Origin of the sequence: Caballeronia sp. AZ1_KS37, from assembly GCF_023631165.1 — a bacterium.
GTDB classification, from domain to species: Bacteria; Pseudomonadota; Gammaproteobacteria; order Burkholderiales; family Burkholderiaceae; genus Caballeronia; species Caballeronia zhejiangensis.
The window spans coordinates 1-17,156 of the sequence record NZ_JALQDP010000012.1 but is presented as its reverse complement, the minus strand read 5'-3'; the positions used below and the strand labels follow the sequence as shown (position 1 = coordinate 17,156).

General features: G+C 62.9%; 18 protein-coding genes. 7 read left to right on the top strand and 11 right to left on the bottom strand.

Annotated features, from left to right (window positions below; all coding sequences use genetic code 11):
• Nucleotides 1-16 precede the first annotated feature (16 nt).
• The 5 genes from nuoN (at nucleotide 17) to NCS00_RS08955 (ending at nucleotide 3,732) form a co-directional block, all read left to right on the top strand.
• Nucleotides 17-1,489, top strand: a complete 1,473-nt coding sequence (gene nuoN, locus NCS00_RS08975; protein ID WP_008341711.1) for an NADH-quinone oxidoreductase subunit NuoN — start codon at nucleotides 17-19, stop codon at nucleotides 1,487-1,489.
• The gene (locus NCS00_RS08970; RefSeq protein WP_175983173.1) at nucleotides 1,489-1,809 is read left to right on the top strand and encodes a DUF2818 family protein; all 321 of its coding nucleotides are present in this window, start codon (nucleotides 1,489-1,491) and stop codon (nucleotides 1,807-1,809) included. Before nuoN ends, NCS00_RS08970 begins: the two co-directional genes overlap by 1 nt.
• 50 nt (nucleotides 1,810-1,859) lie before the next feature.
• Nucleotides 1,860-2,459, top strand: coding sequence for an NUDIX domain-containing protein (locus tag NCS00_RS08965; protein WP_250439931.1), 600 nt, complete (start codon nucleotides 1,860-1,862; stop codon nucleotides 2,457-2,459).
• Between the two features lie 198 nt (nucleotides 2,460-2,657).
• Nucleotides 2,658-3,107 (top strand): DUF1178 family protein, encoded by a 450-nt coding sequence (locus tag NCS00_RS08960; protein WP_250439929.1) that lies wholly within the window; start codon nucleotides 2,658-2,660, stop codon nucleotides 3,105-3,107.
• Nucleotides 3,108-3,261: 154 nt separating this feature from the next.
• Nucleotides 3,262-3,732 (top strand): MaoC family dehydratase, encoded by a 471-nt coding sequence (locus tag NCS00_RS08955; RefSeq protein WP_250439927.1) that lies wholly within the window; start codon nucleotides 3,262-3,264, stop codon nucleotides 3,730-3,732.
• Here NCS00_RS08955 and NCS00_RS08950 read toward each other — a convergent pair.
• Genes NCS00_RS08950 through NCS00_RS08920 form a run of 7 tightly spaced genes read right to left on the bottom strand, consistent with a single transcriptional unit; the run spans nucleotide 3,721 to nucleotide 10,879 of the window.
• Nucleotides 3,721-4,944, bottom strand: a complete 1,224-nt coding sequence (locus NCS00_RS08950) for an acyl-CoA dehydrogenase family protein (protein ID WP_250439926.1) — start codon at nucleotides 4,942-4,944, stop codon at nucleotides 3,721-3,723. The two genes, NCS00_RS08955 and NCS00_RS08950, sit on opposite strands and share 12 nt — an antisense overlap.
• Complete coding sequence (locus tag NCS00_RS08945) at nucleotides 4,941-6,044, bottom strand: phosphotransferase (protein WP_244807404.1); 1,104 nt, start codon at nucleotides 6,042-6,044, stop codon at nucleotides 4,941-4,943. Before NCS00_RS08945 ends, NCS00_RS08950 begins: the two co-directional genes overlap by 4 nt.
• Nucleotides 6,045-6,066: 22 nt before the next feature.
• Complete coding sequence (locus NCS00_RS08940) at nucleotides 6,067-6,792, bottom strand: histidine phosphatase family protein (RefSeq protein ID WP_250439925.1); 726 nt, start codon at nucleotides 6,790-6,792, stop codon at nucleotides 6,067-6,069.
• 4 nt (nucleotides 6,793-6,796) lie between these two features.
• On the bottom strand, nucleotides 6,797-7,585 hold the full coding sequence (locus tag NCS00_RS08935) for an oxepin-CoA hydrolase, alternative type (RefSeq protein ID WP_008341693.1): 789 nt from the start codon (nucleotides 7,583-7,585) through the stop codon (nucleotides 6,797-6,799).
• Nucleotides 7,582-9,123: a 3-hydroxyacyl-CoA dehydrogenase gene (locus NCS00_RS08930; RefSeq protein ID WP_250439924.1), complete on the bottom strand. Its 1,542-nt coding sequence runs from the start codon at nucleotides 9,121-9,123 to the stop codon at nucleotides 7,582-7,584. The genes NCS00_RS08935 and NCS00_RS08930 overlap by 4 nt, the downstream gene beginning before the upstream one ends.
• Before the next feature lie 48 nt (nucleotides 9,124-9,171).
• On the bottom strand, nucleotides 9,172-10,353 hold the full coding sequence (locus NCS00_RS08925) for a pyridoxal phosphate-dependent aminotransferase (RefSeq protein ID WP_008341690.1): 1,182 nt from the start codon (nucleotides 10,351-10,353) through the stop codon (nucleotides 9,172-9,174).
• Between the two features lie 46 nt (nucleotides 10,354-10,399).
• Nucleotides 10,400-10,879, bottom strand: a complete 480-nt coding sequence (locus NCS00_RS08920; RefSeq protein WP_008341688.1) for a putative toxin-antitoxin system toxin component, PIN family — start codon at nucleotides 10,877-10,879, stop codon at nucleotides 10,400-10,402.
• A 56-nt stretch (nucleotides 10,880-10,935) separates the two neighbouring features.
• Between NCS00_RS08920 and yaaA the strand changes: the two genes are divergently transcribed.
• Together yaaA and NCS00_RS08910 are read left to right on the top strand one after the other, a co-directional pair.
• Complete coding sequence (gene yaaA, locus NCS00_RS08915) at nucleotides 10,936-11,715, top strand: peroxide stress protein YaaA (protein WP_008341685.1); 780 nt, start codon at nucleotides 10,936-10,938, stop codon at nucleotides 11,713-11,715.
• A gap of 32 nt (nucleotides 11,716-11,747) precedes the next feature.
• Nucleotides 11,748-12,908 carry a M14 family metallopeptidase gene (locus NCS00_RS08910; protein ID WP_008341683.1) on the top strand — a complete coding sequence of 387 codons (1,161 nt, stop codon included), beginning with the start codon at nucleotides 11,748-11,750 and terminating at the stop codon, nucleotides 12,906-12,908.
• Between the two features lie 93 nt (nucleotides 12,909-13,001).
• Here the strand turns inward: NCS00_RS08910 and NCS00_RS08905 are convergent, their stop codons facing one another.
• The 4 genes from NCS00_RS08905 to NCS00_RS08890 form a co-directional block, all read right to left on the bottom strand.
• Entirely contained in the window at nucleotides 13,002-13,586 is a 585-nt protein-coding gene (locus tag NCS00_RS08905; RefSeq protein ID WP_034473902.1) for a BspC domain-containing protein, read from the bottom strand.
• Nucleotides 13,587-13,733: 147 nt separating this feature from the next.
• The gene (locus tag NCS00_RS08900) at nucleotides 13,734-14,408 is read right to left on the bottom strand and encodes a membrane protein (protein WP_033535783.1); all 675 of its coding nucleotides are present in this window, start codon (nucleotides 14,406-14,408) and stop codon (nucleotides 13,734-13,736) included.
• 68 nt (nucleotides 14,409-14,476) lie between these two features.
• On the bottom strand, nucleotides 14,477-15,283 hold the full coding sequence (locus NCS00_RS08895) for a helix-turn-helix transcriptional regulator (protein ID WP_250439923.1): 807 nt from the start codon (nucleotides 15,281-15,283) through the stop codon (nucleotides 14,477-14,479).
• Nucleotides 15,284-15,473: 190 nt separating this feature from the next.
• On the bottom strand, nucleotides 15,474-16,688 hold the full coding sequence (locus tag NCS00_RS08890; protein WP_175983165.1) for a DUF2863 family protein: 1,215 nt from the start codon (nucleotides 16,686-16,688) through the stop codon (nucleotides 15,474-15,476).
• Nucleotides 16,689-17,156: the final 468 nt, after the last annotated feature.

Here is a 17,156-nt window from a genome sequence, read left to right as displayed (position 1 = left end):
GAGGAACTAAAAGATCATGCAAAACGCCTCTATGAGTATTCTTTGGCCTGACGCGATCCTGATGGCGTCGGTCGTTCTGGCCTGGCTCAACGACACGATGTTCGGCCCGAAGAGCCGCGGCACGACGTATCTGATCGCGCTCGTGTCGACGATCGTCTGCGGCGTGTGGTTCGCCGTCACCGCGCTCGACCCGACGCCGCATTTCTTCTTCACGCGCATGTATATCGTCGATCCGTTCGCGAGCGCGATGAAGGCGGTGGTGTGTCTCGGCTACGCGGTGTCGATCATCTACTCGAAGAAGTATCTGGAAGACCGCGACCTGTTCCGCGGCGACTTCTTCCTGCTCGGCCTGTTTTCGCTGCTCGGCCAGTGCGTGATGATTTCGGGCAACAACTTCCTGACGCTGTATCTCGGCCTCGAACTGATGTCGCTGTCGCTGTACGCGGTGATCGCGCTGCGCAAGGACGTGCCGCAGTCGAACGAGTCGGCGATGAAGTACTACGTGCTCGGCGCGCTCGCATCCGGCTTCCTGCTGTACGGCATCTCGATGATCTACGGCGCGACCGGCTCGCTCGATCTGAACGAAGTGCTGAAGACCGTCGCTTCGGGCCGCATCAACGACGCCGTGCTGCTGTTCGGCGCGATCTTCATCGTTGCGGGCGTGGCGTTCAAGATGGGCGCGGTGCCGTTCCACATGTGGGTGCCTGACGTCTACCAGGGCGCGCCGACCGCGATGACGCTGCTCACCGGCGGCGGACCGAAGGTCGCGGCGTTCGCGTGGGGTCTGCGCTTCCTGGTGATGGGCCTCTTGCCGCTCGCGGTGGACTGGCAGGAAATGCTCGTGATCCTCGCGGCGCTGTCGCTGATCGTCGGCAATATCACGGGTATCGTGCAGAAGAACATCAAGCGGATGCTGGCTTACTCGGCCATCTCGAACATGGGCTTCGTGCTGCTGGGTCTGCTCGCCGGCGTGGTCGACGGCAAGCTGACGGGTGCGGCGGGCGCATACAGCTCGGCGATGTTCTACAGCATCATCTATCTCGTCACGACGCTCGGCACCTTCGGCGTGGTCATGCTGCTCGCGCGCCGCGACTTCGAAGCCGAAATGCTCGAAGACTTCAAGGGCCTGAATCAGCGCAGCCCGGTATTCGCGTTCGTCATGATGATCATGATGTTCTCGCTCGCCGGCATCCCGCCGACGGTCGGCTTCTACGCGAAGCTCGCCGTGCTCGAAGCGACGATGAACGCCGGTCTCACATGGCTCGCCGTCCTCGCCGTGATGACCTCGCTCGTGGGCGCGTTCTACTACCTGCGCGTCGTCAAGCTGATGTACTTCGATGCGCCGACGGACGCATCGCCGATCGTCGCCGGCGGCCTGAACCGCTCGCTGCTCGCGTTCAACGGCCTGGCCGTTCTGGTGCTCGGTCTGGTGCCGGGTCCGTTGATGAGCGCGTGCCTCACGGCGATCTCGCATACGCTGCCGCTGTAATGTCGGCGGCAGGCTGGTTCATCGTGCTGTTGGCGCTCGTTCTCGCCAACGTGCCGTTCCTGAATCAGCGCCTCTTCGCCATCGTCCCGTTGCCGCTTCCGGCGTCGACGGGACGCAAGGCGGCGAAGAAGAGCGCGTGGATTCGCATCGGCGAGCTCGTCGTTCTTTACTTTGTGGTCGGTGCGCTCGGCTTCATGCTCGAAGCGCGCGCCGGCAACCGATTCGATCAGGAATGGCAGTTCTATGCCATTACCTTCAGTCTCTTCGTCGTGTTCGCCTTTCCGGGCTTCACGTATCAATATCTCGTCAAACGCCGCTGACCGCTTCGTGCTGTCAGCGGCTTGTTTGCTTCAACAGCACAGGGCTCAAGATGGCAGATCATTCCTCGATTCCCGGTAACGACGACGGCCTCATCGAAAAGAAGGTCGAAAGCGTCACGCTGCACGAGGGCAAGTTCCTCACGCTGAAACGCGATACCGTTGAATTGCCCGATGGCAAGCACGCGACGCGCGAGTTCGTCGAGCATCCTGGCGCGGTGATGATTCTCCCGGTCTTCGACAACGGACGCGTGCTGCTCGAACGCCAGTTTCGTTATCCGGTGGGCCGCGTGCTGCTCGAATTTCCGGCGGGTAAGCTCGATCCGGACGAAGACGAGCTGACGTGCGCGAAACGCGAGTTGCAGGAAGAGACGGGTTACACCGCGCGTGAATGGACGTTCCTCACGCGAATCCATCCGGTGATTTCGTATTCGACCGAGTTCATCGACATTTATCTTGCGCGCGGCCTCGATGCCGGCGATGCGAAACTCGACGAAGGCGAATTCCTCGAGACTTTCGTCGCCGACGAAGCGCAGTTGATGGCCTGGGTGAAGGACGGCAGCATCAGCGACGTGAAGACGATCATCGGCGTGTTCTGGCTGGAGAAGATCCGCTCGGGTGAGTGGAAGCTTGGTGAGTCGATCGAGGATTGAGCGCTCGTCACACGGATGCGTGCAAAAGCGGCCTCGATGGCCGCTTTTGTCGTTTTTGCGTCGTCAAAGGCGCCCTTCGGGCCGAGCGGCTAGAATGAGTAGTTCAGCGTTTGACGGCCACTGCACATTCCTGCAGATTTGCGAACGACCGTTCATAAAGCGCGTTTTTGAGATAAACTTCAACGAAGCCCCATCAGCATGAAGGTCCTCGATTTAAAGTGCTCGCACGATCACCGGTTCGAAGGCTGGTTCGCCTCGACCGAAGAGTTCGAGTCGCAATTGTCGCGCAAGCTGGTTGCTTGTCCGGTTTGCTCGGCGACCGATGTGAGTCGTATGCCGTCCGCGCCACGCTTGAATTTGTCGTCCGCGCGAGGTGAGGCGGCTTCCCAGCCTGCGCAGGCGCAAGCCGCGCCTGAAGCGGCGGCATTGCAGGCGCGCGCGCTGCAATTCATGCGCGAGCTGATCGAGAAGACCGAAAACGTGGGCGACCGGTTTGCCGACGAGGCGCGGCGCATTCATTACAACGAGGCGCCGGCGCGCAACATACGCGGCGTCACGACGCCCGAAGAGACGCACGCGCTGCTCGAAGAAGGGATCGACGTGATGCCGTTGCCTGTTCCGGACGTGCTGAAAGAGCCGCTGCAGTAACGTTCTTGCGCGGTGTCTTTGCGGGCTCCGGAAGGGGCCGTGAAGGAGACACTGCGCATGGACATCAGTTTTTCTCACCGACGCCAGTCCTCCGCGCGTTCTGCGCGACCGTGTTCTCCGTTTTCAGAATTTGCCGCCACGTAAAGGAGAACGCATGACCTACGCTTTTGAGGATTTCGAAATCGGCAGCGCCGTGACGCTGGGCGCGCACACGTTCACGAGAGAGGAGATCGTCGGATTTGCGGAGCGTTACGATCCGCAACCGTTTCATCTCTCGGAGGCGGCGGGCGAGGCGTCGCATTTCGGCGGGCTCGTCGCGAGCGGTTGGAACACCTGTTCCGCGATGATGGGCATCCTCGTGCGCGACATGTTGCGCGGTTCGACCTCGATGGGCTCGCCCGGTCTCGACAACATCCGCTGGATCAAGCCGGTGCGCGTCGGCGATAGCGTGCGCCTCACCGTGCGCGTGCTCGACAAGCGCGTGTCGAAGAGCAAGCCGGATCGCGGCATCGTGCAGACGCGCTGGGAAGCGCACAACCAGAACGGCGAGCTCGTGCTGACCGTCGATTCCGCCGCGCTTTTCGGCCTGCGCAATCCTGTCGATTCAGGCGCTTCAGCCGCCTGACGCGTATTTCCCGAGTTCGAGCTTCGCGATCGCATTTCGATGCACTTCGTCGGGGCCGTCGGCTAAACGCAGCGTGCGCGCCGATGCATATGCATAAGCAAGCGGAAAGTCGTCGCAGACGCCTCCCGCGCCGTGTGCCTGGATCGCCCAGTCGATGACCTGGCACGCGACGTTCGGCGCGACGACCTTGATCATCGCGATTTCGCCGCGCGCGCCCTTGTTGCCGACGGTGTCCATCATGTACGCGGCCTTGAGCGTCAGAAGCCGCGCCTGCTCGATCATGATGCGCGCCTCGGCGATACGCTCCTGCGTCACGCCATGCTGCGCGATCGGCTTGCCGAACGCGACGCGCGCGAGTGTGCGTCTCGTCATCAACTCGAGCGCGCGTTCGGCGAGTCCGATCAGACGCATGCAATGATGGATGCGCCCGGGCCCGAGCCGTCCCTGCGCGATTTCGAAGCCGCGTCCTTCGCCTAACAGCATGTTCGTCGCGGGCACGCGCACGTTGTCGAGCGTGATGTCCATATGGCCGTGCGGCGCGTCGTCGTAGCCGAAGACGTTCAACGGCCGATGCACCGTGATGCCGCTCGCATCGGCGGGCACGAGAATCATCGATTGCTGCGCGTGTTTCGGCGCGTCGGCGTCGGTCTTGCCCATCACGATATACACCGTGCAGCGCGGATCGCCCGCGCCCGACGACCACCATTTGTGGCCGTCGATCACGTAGCTGTCGCCGTCGCGCGCGATGCTGCAGCGGATGTTCGTCGCATCCGATGACGCAACTTCCGGCTCCGTCATCAAAAACGCCGAGCGGACTTCGCCGCGCAACAGCGGCTCGAGCCATTGGGCTTTTTGCGCATCGGTGCCGTAGCGTTCGATGGTTTCCATGTTGCCCGTATCGGGCGCGCTGCAATTGAACACTTCGGGCGCCCACGGCACGCGGCCCATGATTTCGCACAAGGGCGCGTATTCGAGATTCGTCAGCCCCGCGCCGCGCGCCGATGCGGGCAGGAAGAGGTTCCACAGTCCCTCGGCGCGCGCTTGCTCCTTCAAGCCTTCGATGAGGCGCGTCGGAATCCACGCGTTGCCAGCCGCGCGATTCGCCGCGATTTCATCGGCGTAAGCGCGTTCGTTCGGATAGATGTGCGCGTCGAAGAAAGCGAGCAGCTTCTCGCGCAACGCCTGCACCTTGGGCGTGTAGTCGAAGTTCATGCGCTTGTCCCCACTTTTTGTGCGTATGTCCACGCGAGTTCGGCCATCGGCCGCGCGCGCTTGCCCGCATCGACGGCTTGCGCGCTTGCGGCGGTGCCATCGACGACGCGCTTCATGATGCCCTGCAGGATCGCGGCGATGCGGAACATGTTGTAGGCGAGATAGAAGTTCCAGTCGCCTTCGATTGCGAAGCCGGTGCGCTCGCAATAGCGCTTCACGTACGCGGCTTCGCCGGGAATGCCGAGCGCCGCCCAGTCGAGTCCGGCGATGCCGCGAAACTGCGATGGGTCGACATGCCACGCCATGCAGTGATACGCGAAGTCGGCGAGCGGATCGCCGAGCGTCGACAGTTCCCAGTCGAGCACGGCGAGCACGCGCGGCTCGGCCGGATGAAAGATGAGATTGTCGAGCCGGAAGTCGCCGTGCACGACGCTGACTTTCGGTTCGCGGGACGCGGGAATATGCCGCGGCAACCAGTCGATCAGGCGATTCATCGCGTCGATCTTCTCGGTTTCGGACGCGACGTATTGCTTGCTCCAGCGTCCGATCTGCCGCTCGAAATAATTGCCCGGCTTGCCGTAGCCCGATAACCCGGCGGCCTCGACATCGACGGTATGGAGCGCTGCGATCACGCGATTCGTTTCGTCATAGATCGCGGCGCGCTCGACGGGCGTCATGCCGGGCAACGACTGATCCCACAGCACGCGGCCCTGCACGAACTCCATCACATAGAACGCGCGGCCGATCACGCTTTCGTCCTCGCATAACGCGAGCATGCGCGCGACGGGAACGTCGGTGGCGGCGAGCGCGTGCATCACGCGATACTCGCGCTCGATCGCATGCGCAGACGGCAAGAGTTTCGCCGCGGGTCCGGGCTTCGCGCGCATCACGTAACTGCGCGCGGGCGTGACGAGCTTGAATGTCGGATTCGACTGGCCGCCGGCAAATTGTTCGATGGTCAACGGGCCGTCGAAGCCATCGACGTTCGCCGCGAGCCACGCTACGAGCGCATCGGTATCGAAACGCTGTTTGTCCTGCACGGGCCGCGTTCCTTCGAACGCGGAGAAATCGGACTGCTTTTGCGTCTCGTTGTTCTGCATCGTCTCCTCCGGACTGCGGTTTTCAGTTCATGTCGCCGGCCTTGTAGCGAACGAATTGGGCGTAGAGCAGTTCCATCGTCGTATTGCGCACGTCGGCGTGCAGCGGCGAGGGCGGCGAATGATTGATCGCGTGCACGACCCAGTCGGCCTGCTTGTCGCCGACATCGAGCGCGTTGATGCAGCCCGTCGCCTGCGACAGATGCCCGAAGAACGCGCGCCCGCCCGCGGTGATCGCGTGCGAGAGCAGCGCGCGATTGACGCCACCGTGCAGCACGAGCAGCGCCGTGTCCCACGATCGATCTTCACGCAGACGCGCGACCGCAGGCAGCACGCGGTCGAGCAATTCGCCGATGGTTTCGCCGCCGAGGAATTGCGTCTCTTCCGGCACGACGCCGTCGAACACCGAGAGAAACGCGCGCTCGATGTCCGACACCGTCAGATCCTTCAGCTTGCCGCCGCGAATTTCCTGCCACTCGGGCCACACTTCGATGTCGATGCTTTGCCCCGTCGCGTCGAGCACGCGTTGCGCGGTTTCGATCGTGCGCGGCAATCCGCTCGCAATCACGCGATCGAAGCGCACGTTCTGCGCGGCGAACTCGCGGCCCGCGGCGCTCGCTTCCTCGCGTCCGCGCTCGTTGAGCGGCACGCTTTCGGGATCGATCGCGCGGCCGCTGTCGTCGAAATAGGTGACGTCTCCATGACGCATCAGAAAGATGCGCCGGCGCTTCGGCAATTCGTAGTGAGCCATGAGCTTAGCGATAGTTCGGCTGGCGCTTTTCGAGGAACGCGGTGATGCCTTCGAGCGCGTCGCCGTGATGCAGCGCATCGACGAAACTGTCGCGCTCCATGTCGAGATGCGCGGCGAGCGGCTGCAGCTCGGCGGCGTTGATGAGCGACTTGATGCGCGCCATCGCTTTCGGCGACACGCTGCCGAGATCGTCGGCCCACGCGATAGCCGCATCGAGCGCGATGCCTTTCTTCGTCAGCCGGTTCACGACGCCGACTTCATGCAGCCGCGCCGCGCCGATCGGCTTCGCTTCGAGCAGCACTTCGCTCGCGAGCGTGCGCGGCAGCGTGCGTGACAGAAACCACGATGCGCCGCCATCGGGCGTCAGGCCGACGCGTGCATACGACATGACGAATCGGGCGTCATCGGCGGCGACGATCAGATCGCACGCGAGCGCGAGCGAGAAACCCGCGCCGGCCGCCGCGCCTTCGACGGCGGCAATGACCGGTTTCGTCGATGAGCGCAACGCGCTGATCCATTCCGCCAGCAGATCGATGCTTTCGCCTTGCACCGACGGATCCTTCGCGCGGTTTTCCAGCAGGCGATTCAGATTGCCGCCCGCGCAGAAGAAGTTGTCCGCGCCGGTCAGCACGATCGCGCGCACGCTGTTGTCGCGCTCCGCCGTGTTCAACGCCTCGATGCCGGCCGCGTACATGTCCGGATGCAGCGCGTTGCGCGCGCCGGGATTGGACAACTTGAGCACGAGCGTGGTGTCGCTGCCCGCGGGACGGTCTGTCAGAAGTTCGGCGCTCATCTGAGCTCCTCGGTATGGGTAAGCGAAAGTCCGAGCTGCGCGCGCCGCGTGAGCCACGGCGAGGGCCGGTAGCGCGGATCGCCGAGCGCGGTGCAAATGTTGCGCAGGATCGTGAGGATCGTCGTCGCGCCGAGCGTATCGCCGAGCGCGAGCGGACCTTGCGGATAGCCCAGGCCGAGCATCACGGCGAGATCGATGTCCTCGGGCGTCGCGATGCCTTGCTGCGCGATATCGCAGCCGATATTGACGATCGTCGCGACGACGCGTTGCGCGACGAAGCCGGTCGAATCGCGGATCACGGAGACCGGCACGCCGTCGAAAGCGAGGAGGGCGTGCGCGGCGTCGCGCATCTCGGGCGAGGTCGCGGGCGTCGTCATGATCGTGCGGCGCGCGACCGTATCGAGCGGGAAGAGCGTATCGACGGCGACGACGCGCGTCGCATCGAGATGCTCGTTGACCGCGGCGGTGGTCGCATCGAAACCGAGCGGCGTCACGATGATGAGCGAATCCGGCTCCGGCGTGTGGCCCGCGTCGATGTGCAACGAGCAATCGCATTTGGCGATCAGCTTCAGCACTTGCTCGCGTCCTTCGTGCGATGCGCGGCTGATCCACACGCGCGTCGGCAGTTCGGTCGGCGCGGCGGGTTCGGGCGGCACGTCCTGCTTGCCATCGACATAGCGATAAAAACCTTCGCCTGCCTTGCGCCCGATGAGCCCGCCCGCGAGCCGCGTGCCCGTGATCGGCGACGGCTTGAAGCGCGGCTCCTCATAGAACTGGTGATAGATCGACTCCATCACCGGATGCGATACATCGAGCGCGGTGAGATCGAGCAGCTCGAACGGTCCGAGCCGAAAGCCTGCCTGCTCGCGCATGATGCGGTCGATTTCCGCGAAGCTCGCGACGCCTTCGCTCGCCACGCGCAGGCCTTCGGTGTTCATGCCGCGCCCGGCGTGATTGACGATGAAGCCCGGCATGTCCTTCGCGCGCACGGGCGTATGACCCACGCGGCGGGCGAGGTCCATCAATGCGTCGCCTGCGCGCGGGTCGCCGCGCAGTCCGTCGATGACTTCGACGACGCGCATCAACGGCACCGGGTTGAAGAAGTGAAAGCCCGCGACGCGCTCCGGATGCGCGCATCCGGCGGCGATCGCGGTGATCGAAAGCGACGACGTGTTCGACGCCAGAATGCAGCGCTCGCCGACCACGGCTTCGAGCTCGCGAAACAGTTCGCGCTTGAGGTCGAGGTTCTCGACGATCGCCTCGACGATGGCGTCGCAATCGGAAAGCTCGCCCGTGTCGCCCGCATCGCGGATGCGCGCGAGCGCCGCGTGCGCGTCGGCTTCCTTGAGCTTGCCTTTCGCGATGAGCTTCGCGAACGTGTCCGACAGATACTCGCGCGCCGCAGCGAGCGCTTTCGGATTCGTATCGTAGATGCGCACGCTGAGCCCGCCGAGCGCCGCGATCTGCGCGATGCCGCGCCCCATCGCGCCGCTGCCGACGATGCCGAGCGTTTCGATCTTGAAGTCTTGGGTACTCATGTTCCGTTCGACTCCTCGTTGTGGCGGTTATGGCGCGTGCGCCGCGGTTCAAAGCTTCGCGAGACGTTCCAGCGCGAGTGCGAGCGTTTCTTCCTTCTTCGCGAAGCAGAAGCGCACGACGCCCGATTCATGGCTCTCGTGATAGAACGCCGAAACGGGAATCGCCGCGACGCCGATCTCGCTCGTGAGCCATTGCGAGAACTCGGCTTCGGGCATGTCGCTGATCTTCGAATAATCGACGCACTGGAAGTAAGTGCCTTCGGACGGCAACAGCGAGAAGCGCGTCTTCGCGAGACCTTCGCGGAAGAAATCGCGCTTCTTCTGATAGAACGCGGGCAGTTCGAGATACGGCTTCGGGTCTTCGAGATAATGCGCGAGACCGATCTGCATCGGCGTGTTCACGGTGAACACGTTGAACTGATGCACCTTGCGGAATTCGGCCGTCAACGCGGCGGGCGCGGCCACATAGCCGACTTTCCAGCCGGTCACATGAAACGTCTTGCCGAAGCTCGACACGACGAAGCTGCGTTTCGCCAGCTCCGGATAGCGCGACACGCTTTCGTGCGGCGCGCCGTCGTAGACCATGTGCTCGTAGACTTCGTCGGAGACGATCAGCACATTGGTGTCGCGCACGATCTCTTCGAGCTTCTTCATGTCCTCCGCGCGCCACACGCGGCCGGTCGGATTGTGCGGCGTGTTGATCATGATGAGGCGCGTCCTCGGCGTGATCGCGGCGGCGATCTTGTCGAAGGGCAGCGCGTAGTCGGGCGCTTCGAGCGACACGAACACCGGCTTGCCACCCGCGAGTTCGATCGACGGCACATAGCTGTCGTACATCGGCTCGATGACGATGACTTCATCGCCCGGATGCACGCAGCACAGGATCGCCGTGAGCAGCGCCTGCGTCGCGCCGGCGGTCACGGTGATGTCGGTGTCGGGGTTATACGCGCGGCCGTAGAGCGCGTCGATCTTGCGCGCGATCGCCTGGCGCAACGGCGCGGCGCCCGCCATCGGCGGATATTGATTGTGGCCGTCGCGCATGGCGGCCGCGACGGCATCGACGATGCGGGCGTCGCAATCGAAATCGGGGAAGCCCTGGCCGAGATTCACCGCGCCTTTTTGCGTGGCGAGCGCGCTCATCACGGTGAAGATGGTCGTGCCCACGTTGGGCAGACGCGACGGGAAGTAAAGTTCGGGCGGTGTCGGCGGCAATTCGTGCGTCGTGTTCATGGTCGGATGGGCGTTGAATTTGGCTCGCGACTATTTTAAGACACCGTCAGCCGATGGCCGCCTGTGCCTCGAATTCGATGACGAACGGCTTCGGCTCGGCGATGCGAAACGCGAAATCGCGCGCGACGCGCCGCGCGAGCTTCAGCACCGCGCGGTCTTTCGATACGAGCCACTGTGCGCCCGATGCGTGCGCGAGTTCGAGAAACTTCTGGTCGTCGCGGTCCTTGCATTGGGGCAGCGGACGCTCGTTTTCGTCGATGGTCGCGGCCACGAGCGTCGACAGGCGCGCGACGCTCGCGAGCGCGGCGGTCTTGTCGACGTCCATTCGCACGAATTGCGGATAGTCGAGCACGCGCGTGAGTTCCCTGAGACAGCGCTCGTCGATGAGCGCTTCGAGCGTGCGGGCAACGAGTGCGGCGTGAATCGGACGCGTGGCGGGGTCGTCGAATACGAGGATGTCGATCCACACATTCGAATCGAGCACCACGCGCGTGGAGCCAGGCTGCGGCGCGGCGGAATTGTCCATTCGATACAATCAGGGGTTTATGCCAATGATCGCCGGCGGCGTGCCGGCGAGCCTCCATGATAATCGTTCTCTCGCCCGCCAAATCGCTCGACTACGAGACGCCTGCCCATATCAAGAAGCACACGCTGCCGCAATTCGTCGATGACGCCGCGGAACTGATCGACGGACTGCGCGAACTTTCGCCGCAGCAGATCGGCGGCATGATGAGCATTTCGGACCCGCTCGCGGCGCTGAACTTCCAGCGTTACGCGGACTGGTCGAAGACCTTCGACACGAACAATTCCAAGCAGGCGGTGCTCGCGTTCAACGGCGACGTGTACGAAGGCTTTGCCGCGAAGTCGCTGTCTGCCGGCGATCTCGATTTCGCGCAAAATCATGTGCGCGTGCTGTCGGGGCTGTATGGTTTGTTGCGGCCGCTCGATTTGCTGCAGCCGTATCGGCTCGAAATGGGCACGAAGTTTCCGAATGCGCGCGGCAAAGACCTCTACGCTTTCTGGGGCGAGCGCATTACGGCGGCGCTCAACGAGCAGTTGCAGAGGCAGCGCGGCGCGCGGGTGCTCGTGAATTGCGCGTCGGAGGAATATTTCAAGTCGGTCAAGCCGAAGCTGCTGGCGGCTCCGGTCATCTCGCCCGTGTTCGAGGACTGGAAGGGCGGGCGCTACAAGATCATCAGCTTTCATGCGAAGCGCGCGCGCGGGATGATGGCGCGTTATGCGGTCGAGAACCGCATCGACGAACCGGAAGCGCTCAAGGGCTTCGACAGCGAAGGCTACAAATTCGATGCAAAAGCATCGAACGACACGACCTATGTATTTCGTCGCCGCGTCGCGGACTGAGATCCACGCGGCAAGCACGCAAGGAAACGCAGATGACTCTCTCTATCTCAAGCAACTTCGACGCGGGCGCGATCGAAGTCCTCAACGCCGACGATCCCGCCGACATTCGCCTGCGCATTCGTCCCGATTCGCACGCGGATTTCGCGCAATGGTTCTATTTCCGCGTGTCGGGCGCGCGCGGCGAGCGTCTCGTGATGACCTTCGAGAACGCGGCGCAGTGCGCGTTTCCCGAAGGCTGGCGCGACTATGAAGCGGTCGCCAGTTACGACCGCGTGAACTGGTTCCGCGTGTCGACGGAGTACGACGGGCAGGTGATGAAGATCGACCACACGCCTGACTTCGATCGCATCTATTACGCGTACTTCGAGCCGTACAGCGAAGAGCGCCACTCGGAGTTTCTCGGCGCGGTCCAGCAGATGCCGCTCGCGACGCTGACCGAGCTCGGCAGCACGGTTCAGGGCCGCCCGATATCGGTGCTGTCGCTCGGCATCCCGGATTTCGGCGACGCCGAGCCGAAGAAGAAAGTCTGGATCATCGCGCGTCAGCATCCGGGCGAGACGATGGCGGAATGGTTCGTCGAAGGACTCGTGAAGCGTCTCGCCGGTTTCGGCGACTGGGCGGGCGATCCGGTGGCGCGCGCGCTCTTCGAGCGGGCCATTTTCCATATCGTGCCGAACATGAATCCGGACGGCAGCGTGCTCGGCAACCTGCGCACCAACGCGGCGGGCGCGAACCTCAACCGCGAATGGATGGAGCCGAGCGCGCAACGCAGTCCGGAAGTGCTGGTCGTGCGCGAGGCGATCGAGGAGACGGGCTGCGACCTGTTCTTCGATATCCACGGCGACGAAGCCATTCCGTACGTGTTCGTCGCGGGCTCGGAGATGCTGCCGGGCTTCACCGAGCAGCAGGCGAAGGAGCAGAAGGCGTTCGTCGATTTCTTCAAGCAGGCGAGCCCGGATTTCCAGGACGTCCACGGCTACGAGTCGAGCAAGTATCAGACAGATGCGCTCAAGCTCGCGTCGAAGTACATCGGCAACGAGTATAAATGCCTGTCGCTTACGCTCGAGATGCCGTTCAAGGACAACGCGAATCTGCCCGACGAGAGCGTCGGCTGGAACGGCGCGCGCAGCGCGGCGCTCGGCGCATCGATGCTGCAAGCCATTCTGTGGCATCTGCAGGCGTTCGGCGCCTGAGCGCCGCCGACTTGCCGCCGATGTGAAAAGGGCGTGGCCGCTTCATGCAGCCACGCCCTTTTTTGTCGTGTCTTCGTCGCAGGACGAAGGGAGCTAGTGCTTCTTGGTGCTCTTTTTTGTCGACTTGGTCGAGGACTTCGACGTGGTTTTCGACTTGCCCGACGACGCCTTCGTCTTCGCGCCGTGCTTGCCCTTCGTGGCGTGCGTCGAGCGAGGTTCAGCGCGCGCGCGCAATGGCGGGACGGGATCGTTCCAGCCGAAAGCGAGCATCTGACTGCCGACATAACCGCAGCGGAACTTGAGCGGAGTGGGATCGCTCCCGCCGTCCTTCGGCATGCCTTGACCTTCGACGGTCACGACATTGTCCACTTTGATTCGCTGCTTCTTCTCGTCGAACGAATCGTTCCACGGCTCGATCGCGGAATGCGAGGCATCGAACGAGGCAGGCGGAAATTCGACGTGATCGAACGCCGACGACGTGCTGGCGATGAAGTTGCCATGTGCAGCGCAATCCGCGACGAGCGGGTTGGCTTTGAAATCGGTGACGAAGTGGTGAATCAGTTCGTTGCGCTCGTCGAGCGAATCGGCAAAAGCGGACACGGCGCATGCCAACGATGCACATACCGCCAACCGGCCGACGAGCCGCAGGAGCCGGCGCGGTGCGAAGTTACTTTCCATCAAGTCTGGCGCTAAGAAGACACGGGCAAGTAAGATGCGCCGTGTGGGGAGGGAGTTCAATCTTATCGTACTTTGTGCGCGTACCCATCGCCCGGAGTCCGATATCCGACTCCGCCAGTAGCAGTGAATTGATACGTTTCGCGCAACCTAGACGCGCGGGCCGCGGTCCAGGCGATAGCGGCGCACGTCATAGGTGGTGATCCAGGCGGGCTTGTACACCGTGATCAATATGGTGAGCAGGCCCGTGAAGAGCGCCTCGCCGGCGCCCAGCAGCAGCGAGCCGCGCGTGAATGCCGGAGGCACGATGACCGGGCCGCCGGCAAGCGCCATCTCGAGCCCGACCGTCGCGCCACAAGCCGCGGCCACCGCAACCGCCGACGTGATGAACCCGTGTCCGGCGATGAAGGTAAAGAGATTGCGGGGCAAGCATAGGTTGCTCAAGCGCTGCAGCAATGTCGACACAGCGACGGGCACTGCGCCGAAGAGAAGATAGGTGGTCGCGACCGACAGCCACGATGCATCGAGCACGACGGCCGCGAGACCCGTGGTCGCGGCCGTGCCGATGAGCGCGAGCCGCCAGTCGAACAGCGTGACCATCAACGTTGCGCCCAATAGATGGATGACGGGTCCGTCATCGAACCATGCGTTGCATGCCCATAGCACCGAGATCGCGACGATGACGCCAAGCCACACGTTTTGCAGCGTGGCGTCCTGCAGGCGAGCGAACGGACGCTGCAGCATTGCGAGCGCGAGCAGCCCCGCGGCGGCGATCCAGCTGCCGACGGTTAGCCAAAGCGGTAGCGGTGTGTAGAAGAACCCCATGCCTTGCATATTACTCGTTGCGCGTAAAACGTGTGCGCAAAGGACGGACCCGTTTGCCTCGTTTGTTGCTAGAACGTTGATTCAGGCTCGGCGGCCATCGGCAGCGCGGCCGCATCGTTGTCGAGAAGCGACGGATAGCGCGTCCGCGGCCGGCGCAGCGGAATCACGCCTGGCTGGCCCGATACGACGCGCACCGGTTTCTCGCCTCCGCTGCGCAGAATCTCGAGATGCGAATTCTGCACGCCGTTGTAGATCGCGACCGCGGCCGCGCGATTTGTCGCGCCCAGCTGCTGGAAGATACTTGCAAGGTGGATTTTCACCGTGCCTTCGCTGATACCGAGCGTCTTCGCGATCATCTTGTTCGTGCTGCCCATGTGCACGCAGCGCATGATCTGCTGTTGTCGCGGTGACAGCGTCGGATGATGGCGAATCTTCGGCAGCTTGGCACTGTTTCGAATGCGGCGGTTGGTGAGCTCAAGCGTCAGTTCCGGGTCGACCACGTCCGGCGGAATGTAATGTCCACCGACGAGGACCATCTCCAGCGCGCGGAGTATCAGGATGGGATCGAGGGCGCGCGGGATCACGCCCATTGCGCCGACGCTCATCAGCGCGTAGACCAGCGCGGCGCCGCAACGGTCGACCATGATGGCCGCTGGCACATCTGGGGCGTCGTCGAGCAGGATCTGCAGGTCGCCGGTGCGCAGTTCGGGCGCCCAGTCGATCACGATCATGTCAGGGGAGGAGCGCTTCAAGGCGGAACGGGCTTGTCTCCAATCCTTCGCCTCGATGAATTGCGCTTGGCGCGCAACGCGGCGCAGCAATGTTTTAAGGCCCGCCCGGCGTTCTGCGTCGGAACCAATGATGTTGATTATCATGCTTCACCTCTTGTCAATACACCGTCGCCTACCGGCTTCGGAACTCGGCGCCGGTTTGCATCGGCGCCAGTCGGTATGTTGACAAATTTAAGGTGATTTGGCCCCCTATCCGAATGGCATAGGCATAAATACACAAAACCCCGCACGCGGCGGGGTTCTTTTTGGCGTAAATAGCTGCTATTGAGCATCGTTAATGGAAATGTGGCTGCGCAGGATCAGCGTCTTCCGGCATTTCAGCGTGAACGATCTCGCCGAGCGGATCGGCATAGAGCGGCACGCCGCAGTCGTCGCAGAACTCCGGTTCGAAGCGTCCCGCATGGCGGCGTACGTCAGAGACACCTGTCTTCTTCAGCAACTCGACGATTTCTTCCACCGGTCCATTGGCGCCCTCGAGATCGACCGGATCCTCGTCCATTCCGAGTTCCCCGTTCTCGCGGCCGTAGAGCGGCCACACGACGCCGTAGATCACATCGTTGCTGCCGCGACGTGTAAAGCCGATGCGATATTCGTCGATGCGCCGCTCGCCGAAGCCCGCGATGACCGCGCGCAAGTCCTGGGGCGCGGTGCCGAGCGTATCGAACAGATATCGGACGGCGGTACGTACGGTGTGCGGACGCACCTGCTCGTCGGCGTCGCGGCAGGCGGAGTAGTAGGCGTCAGGAAGCAAGCACTCGAACTCGCAGCCCGGCAGAATTGCCGCGAAGCTCGGTCCGCCTTGCGCGGCCCACTGTTCGAGGCATTGACCCCGCTCCACGCGGCTGCCGTTTTCGTCTTCCTGCCAGCGAAAGAACGCCGCACCGGCCGGTACGACGACCAGCGCCAATAGAAATCGCGGGTCCGCGAGAATCGGCGAGGTTTCCGGGAGGTCCGACAGATTCAGACGTGCGACGCTGCCGCTCGTCACCGTCTGCAGCAACTGTTGCGCGAGGCGCGACGTATCCACATGGTGGCGTGGCAACTGATCGATGCTGTACAGATAGGGCGCGACGGCTACCCGGGCATCGGCTGCGAGCACATGAGCCTGCATCTGCGTGCGCAGTGCGTCGACGGCATCGCCTTTGAGCGAGCCCGATGGAATCGCGTAGCGCGTCCACGCGAGCACCGGCGCGGCAATGAGCAAGGCTTCATGCGGTGCGCCTTCGATGTCGAATCTGAACGACTCGCTGTGCGTCTCGGCCATATCGGCGAGCGCGCCGTAGGCGTCCGGATGATTCTGCTGCAGATGGTCGAGCGCGGCGTCGAGCGTCGTCTGATTGCCGTTGCGCACGAGTTTGGCGATGAGCGTGTCGAGGCGAGCTTCCCAGAAGCGGTCCTCGACACGGCTGCCGGACGCGAAAAGCGCGAGGGAGAGGCTGACGAGCTTGTCTGCATCTGGGGGAATACGTTTTGCGATTCGCGAGCGCATATAGATACTAGAGTGAATTAGTGCGGTGAACCTTTGATTGTAGTCGCTCGGGCGATGCTTTTATCGTGCGGCGTTGCAACACGTCGATCGGAGGAGAGTGCAGGGTGACTTGGAGCGCCGCGATAATTTCTTTGCATCCCCTTGCGGAGTCGGGATTCGCTCACTAGAATTCCGTTCCTTCGCGATTCGATGAACGCGAAGGAAGCGGGAGAGGGCGGTATCGGCGGTGCGCTTGGGGGGTAGGTTGTAGAAGGCTCCGGGCGCGGATCGGCAGGAAAAAGAAACTTCGAATTCTTGTTGACACGAACCGAAGCGTTCTTCATAATCTCGTTTCTCTGCTGCTGATGCAGCGACGCAAGACGGAAGTTGAAGTAAGGCTTGTCTTGCGATGTGCTCTTTAAAAACTAACAGCCGATAAGTGTGGGCGCTTGATGGCGAGTGCGGCTGGTTCTTCGGAATCGGCGATAG

Bases quoted from the DNA above. Each gene is read 5' to 3' on its own strand.
- NCS00_RS08910 (WP_008341683.1), top strand. From the start codon at position 11,748: ATGACTCTCTCTATCTCAAGCAACTTCGACGCGGGCGCGATCGAAGTC.
- NCS00_RS08955 (WP_250439927.1), top strand. From the start codon at position 3,262: ATGACCTACGCTTTTGAGGATTTCGAAATCGGCAGCGCCGTGACGCTG.
- NCS00_RS08965 (WP_250439931.1), top strand. From the start codon at position 1,860: ATGGCAGATCATTCCTCGATTCCCGGTAACGACGACGGCCTCATCGAA.
- NCS00_RS08940 (WP_250439925.1), bottom strand. From the start codon at position 6,792: ATGGCTCACTACGAATTGCCGAAGCGCCGGCGCATCTTTCTGATGCGT.
- NCS00_RS08890 (WP_175983165.1), bottom strand. From the start codon at position 16,688: ATGCGCTCGCGAATCGCAAAACGTATTCCCCCAGATGCAGACAAGCTC.
- NCS00_RS08930 (WP_250439924.1), bottom strand. From the start codon at position 9,123: ATGAGTACCCAAGACTTCAAGATCGAAACGCTCGGCATCGTCGGCAGC.
- nuoN (WP_008341711.1), top strand. From the start codon at position 17: ATGCAAAACGCCTCTATGAGTATTCTTTGGCCTGACGCGATCCTGATG.
- NCS00_RS08900 (WP_033535783.1), bottom strand. From the start codon at position 14,408: ATGGGGTTCTTCTACACACCGCTACCGCTTTGGCTAACCGTCGGCAGC.
- NCS00_RS08935 (WP_008341693.1), bottom strand. From the start codon at position 7,585: ATGAGCGCCGAACTTCTGACAGACCGTCCCGCGGGCAGCGACACCACG.
- NCS00_RS08950 (WP_250439926.1), bottom strand. From the start codon at position 4,944: ATGAACTTCGACTACACGCCCAAGGTGCAGGCGTTGCGCGAGAAGCTG.
- NCS00_RS08920 (WP_008341688.1), bottom strand. From the start codon at position 10,879: ATGGACAATTCCGCCGCGCCGCAGCCTGGCTCCACGCGCGTGGTGCTC.
- NCS00_RS08905 (WP_034473902.1), bottom strand. From the start codon at position 13,586: ATGGAAAGTAACTTCGCACCGCGCCGGCTCCTGCGGCTCGTCGGCCGG.
- yaaA (WP_008341685.1), top strand. From the start codon at position 10,936: ATGATAATCGTTCTCTCGCCCGCCAAATCGCTCGACTACGAGACGCCT.
- NCS00_RS08895 (WP_250439923.1), bottom strand. From the start codon at position 15,283: ATGATAATCAACATCATTGGTTCCGACGCAGAACGCCGGGCGGGCCTT.
- NCS00_RS08960 (WP_250439929.1), top strand. From the start codon at position 2,658: ATGAAGGTCCTCGATTTAAAGTGCTCGCACGATCACCGGTTCGAAGGC.
- NCS00_RS08945 (WP_244807404.1), bottom strand. From the start codon at position 6,044: ATGCAGAACAACGAGACGCAAAAGCAGTCCGATTTCTCCGCGTTCGAA.
- NCS00_RS08925 (WP_008341690.1), bottom strand. From the start codon at position 10,353: ATGAACACGACGCACGAATTGCCGCCGACACCGCCCGAACTTTACTTC.
- NCS00_RS08970 (WP_175983173.1), top strand. From the start codon at position 1,489: ATGTCGGCGGCAGGCTGGTTCATCGTGCTGTTGGCGCTCGTTCTCGCC.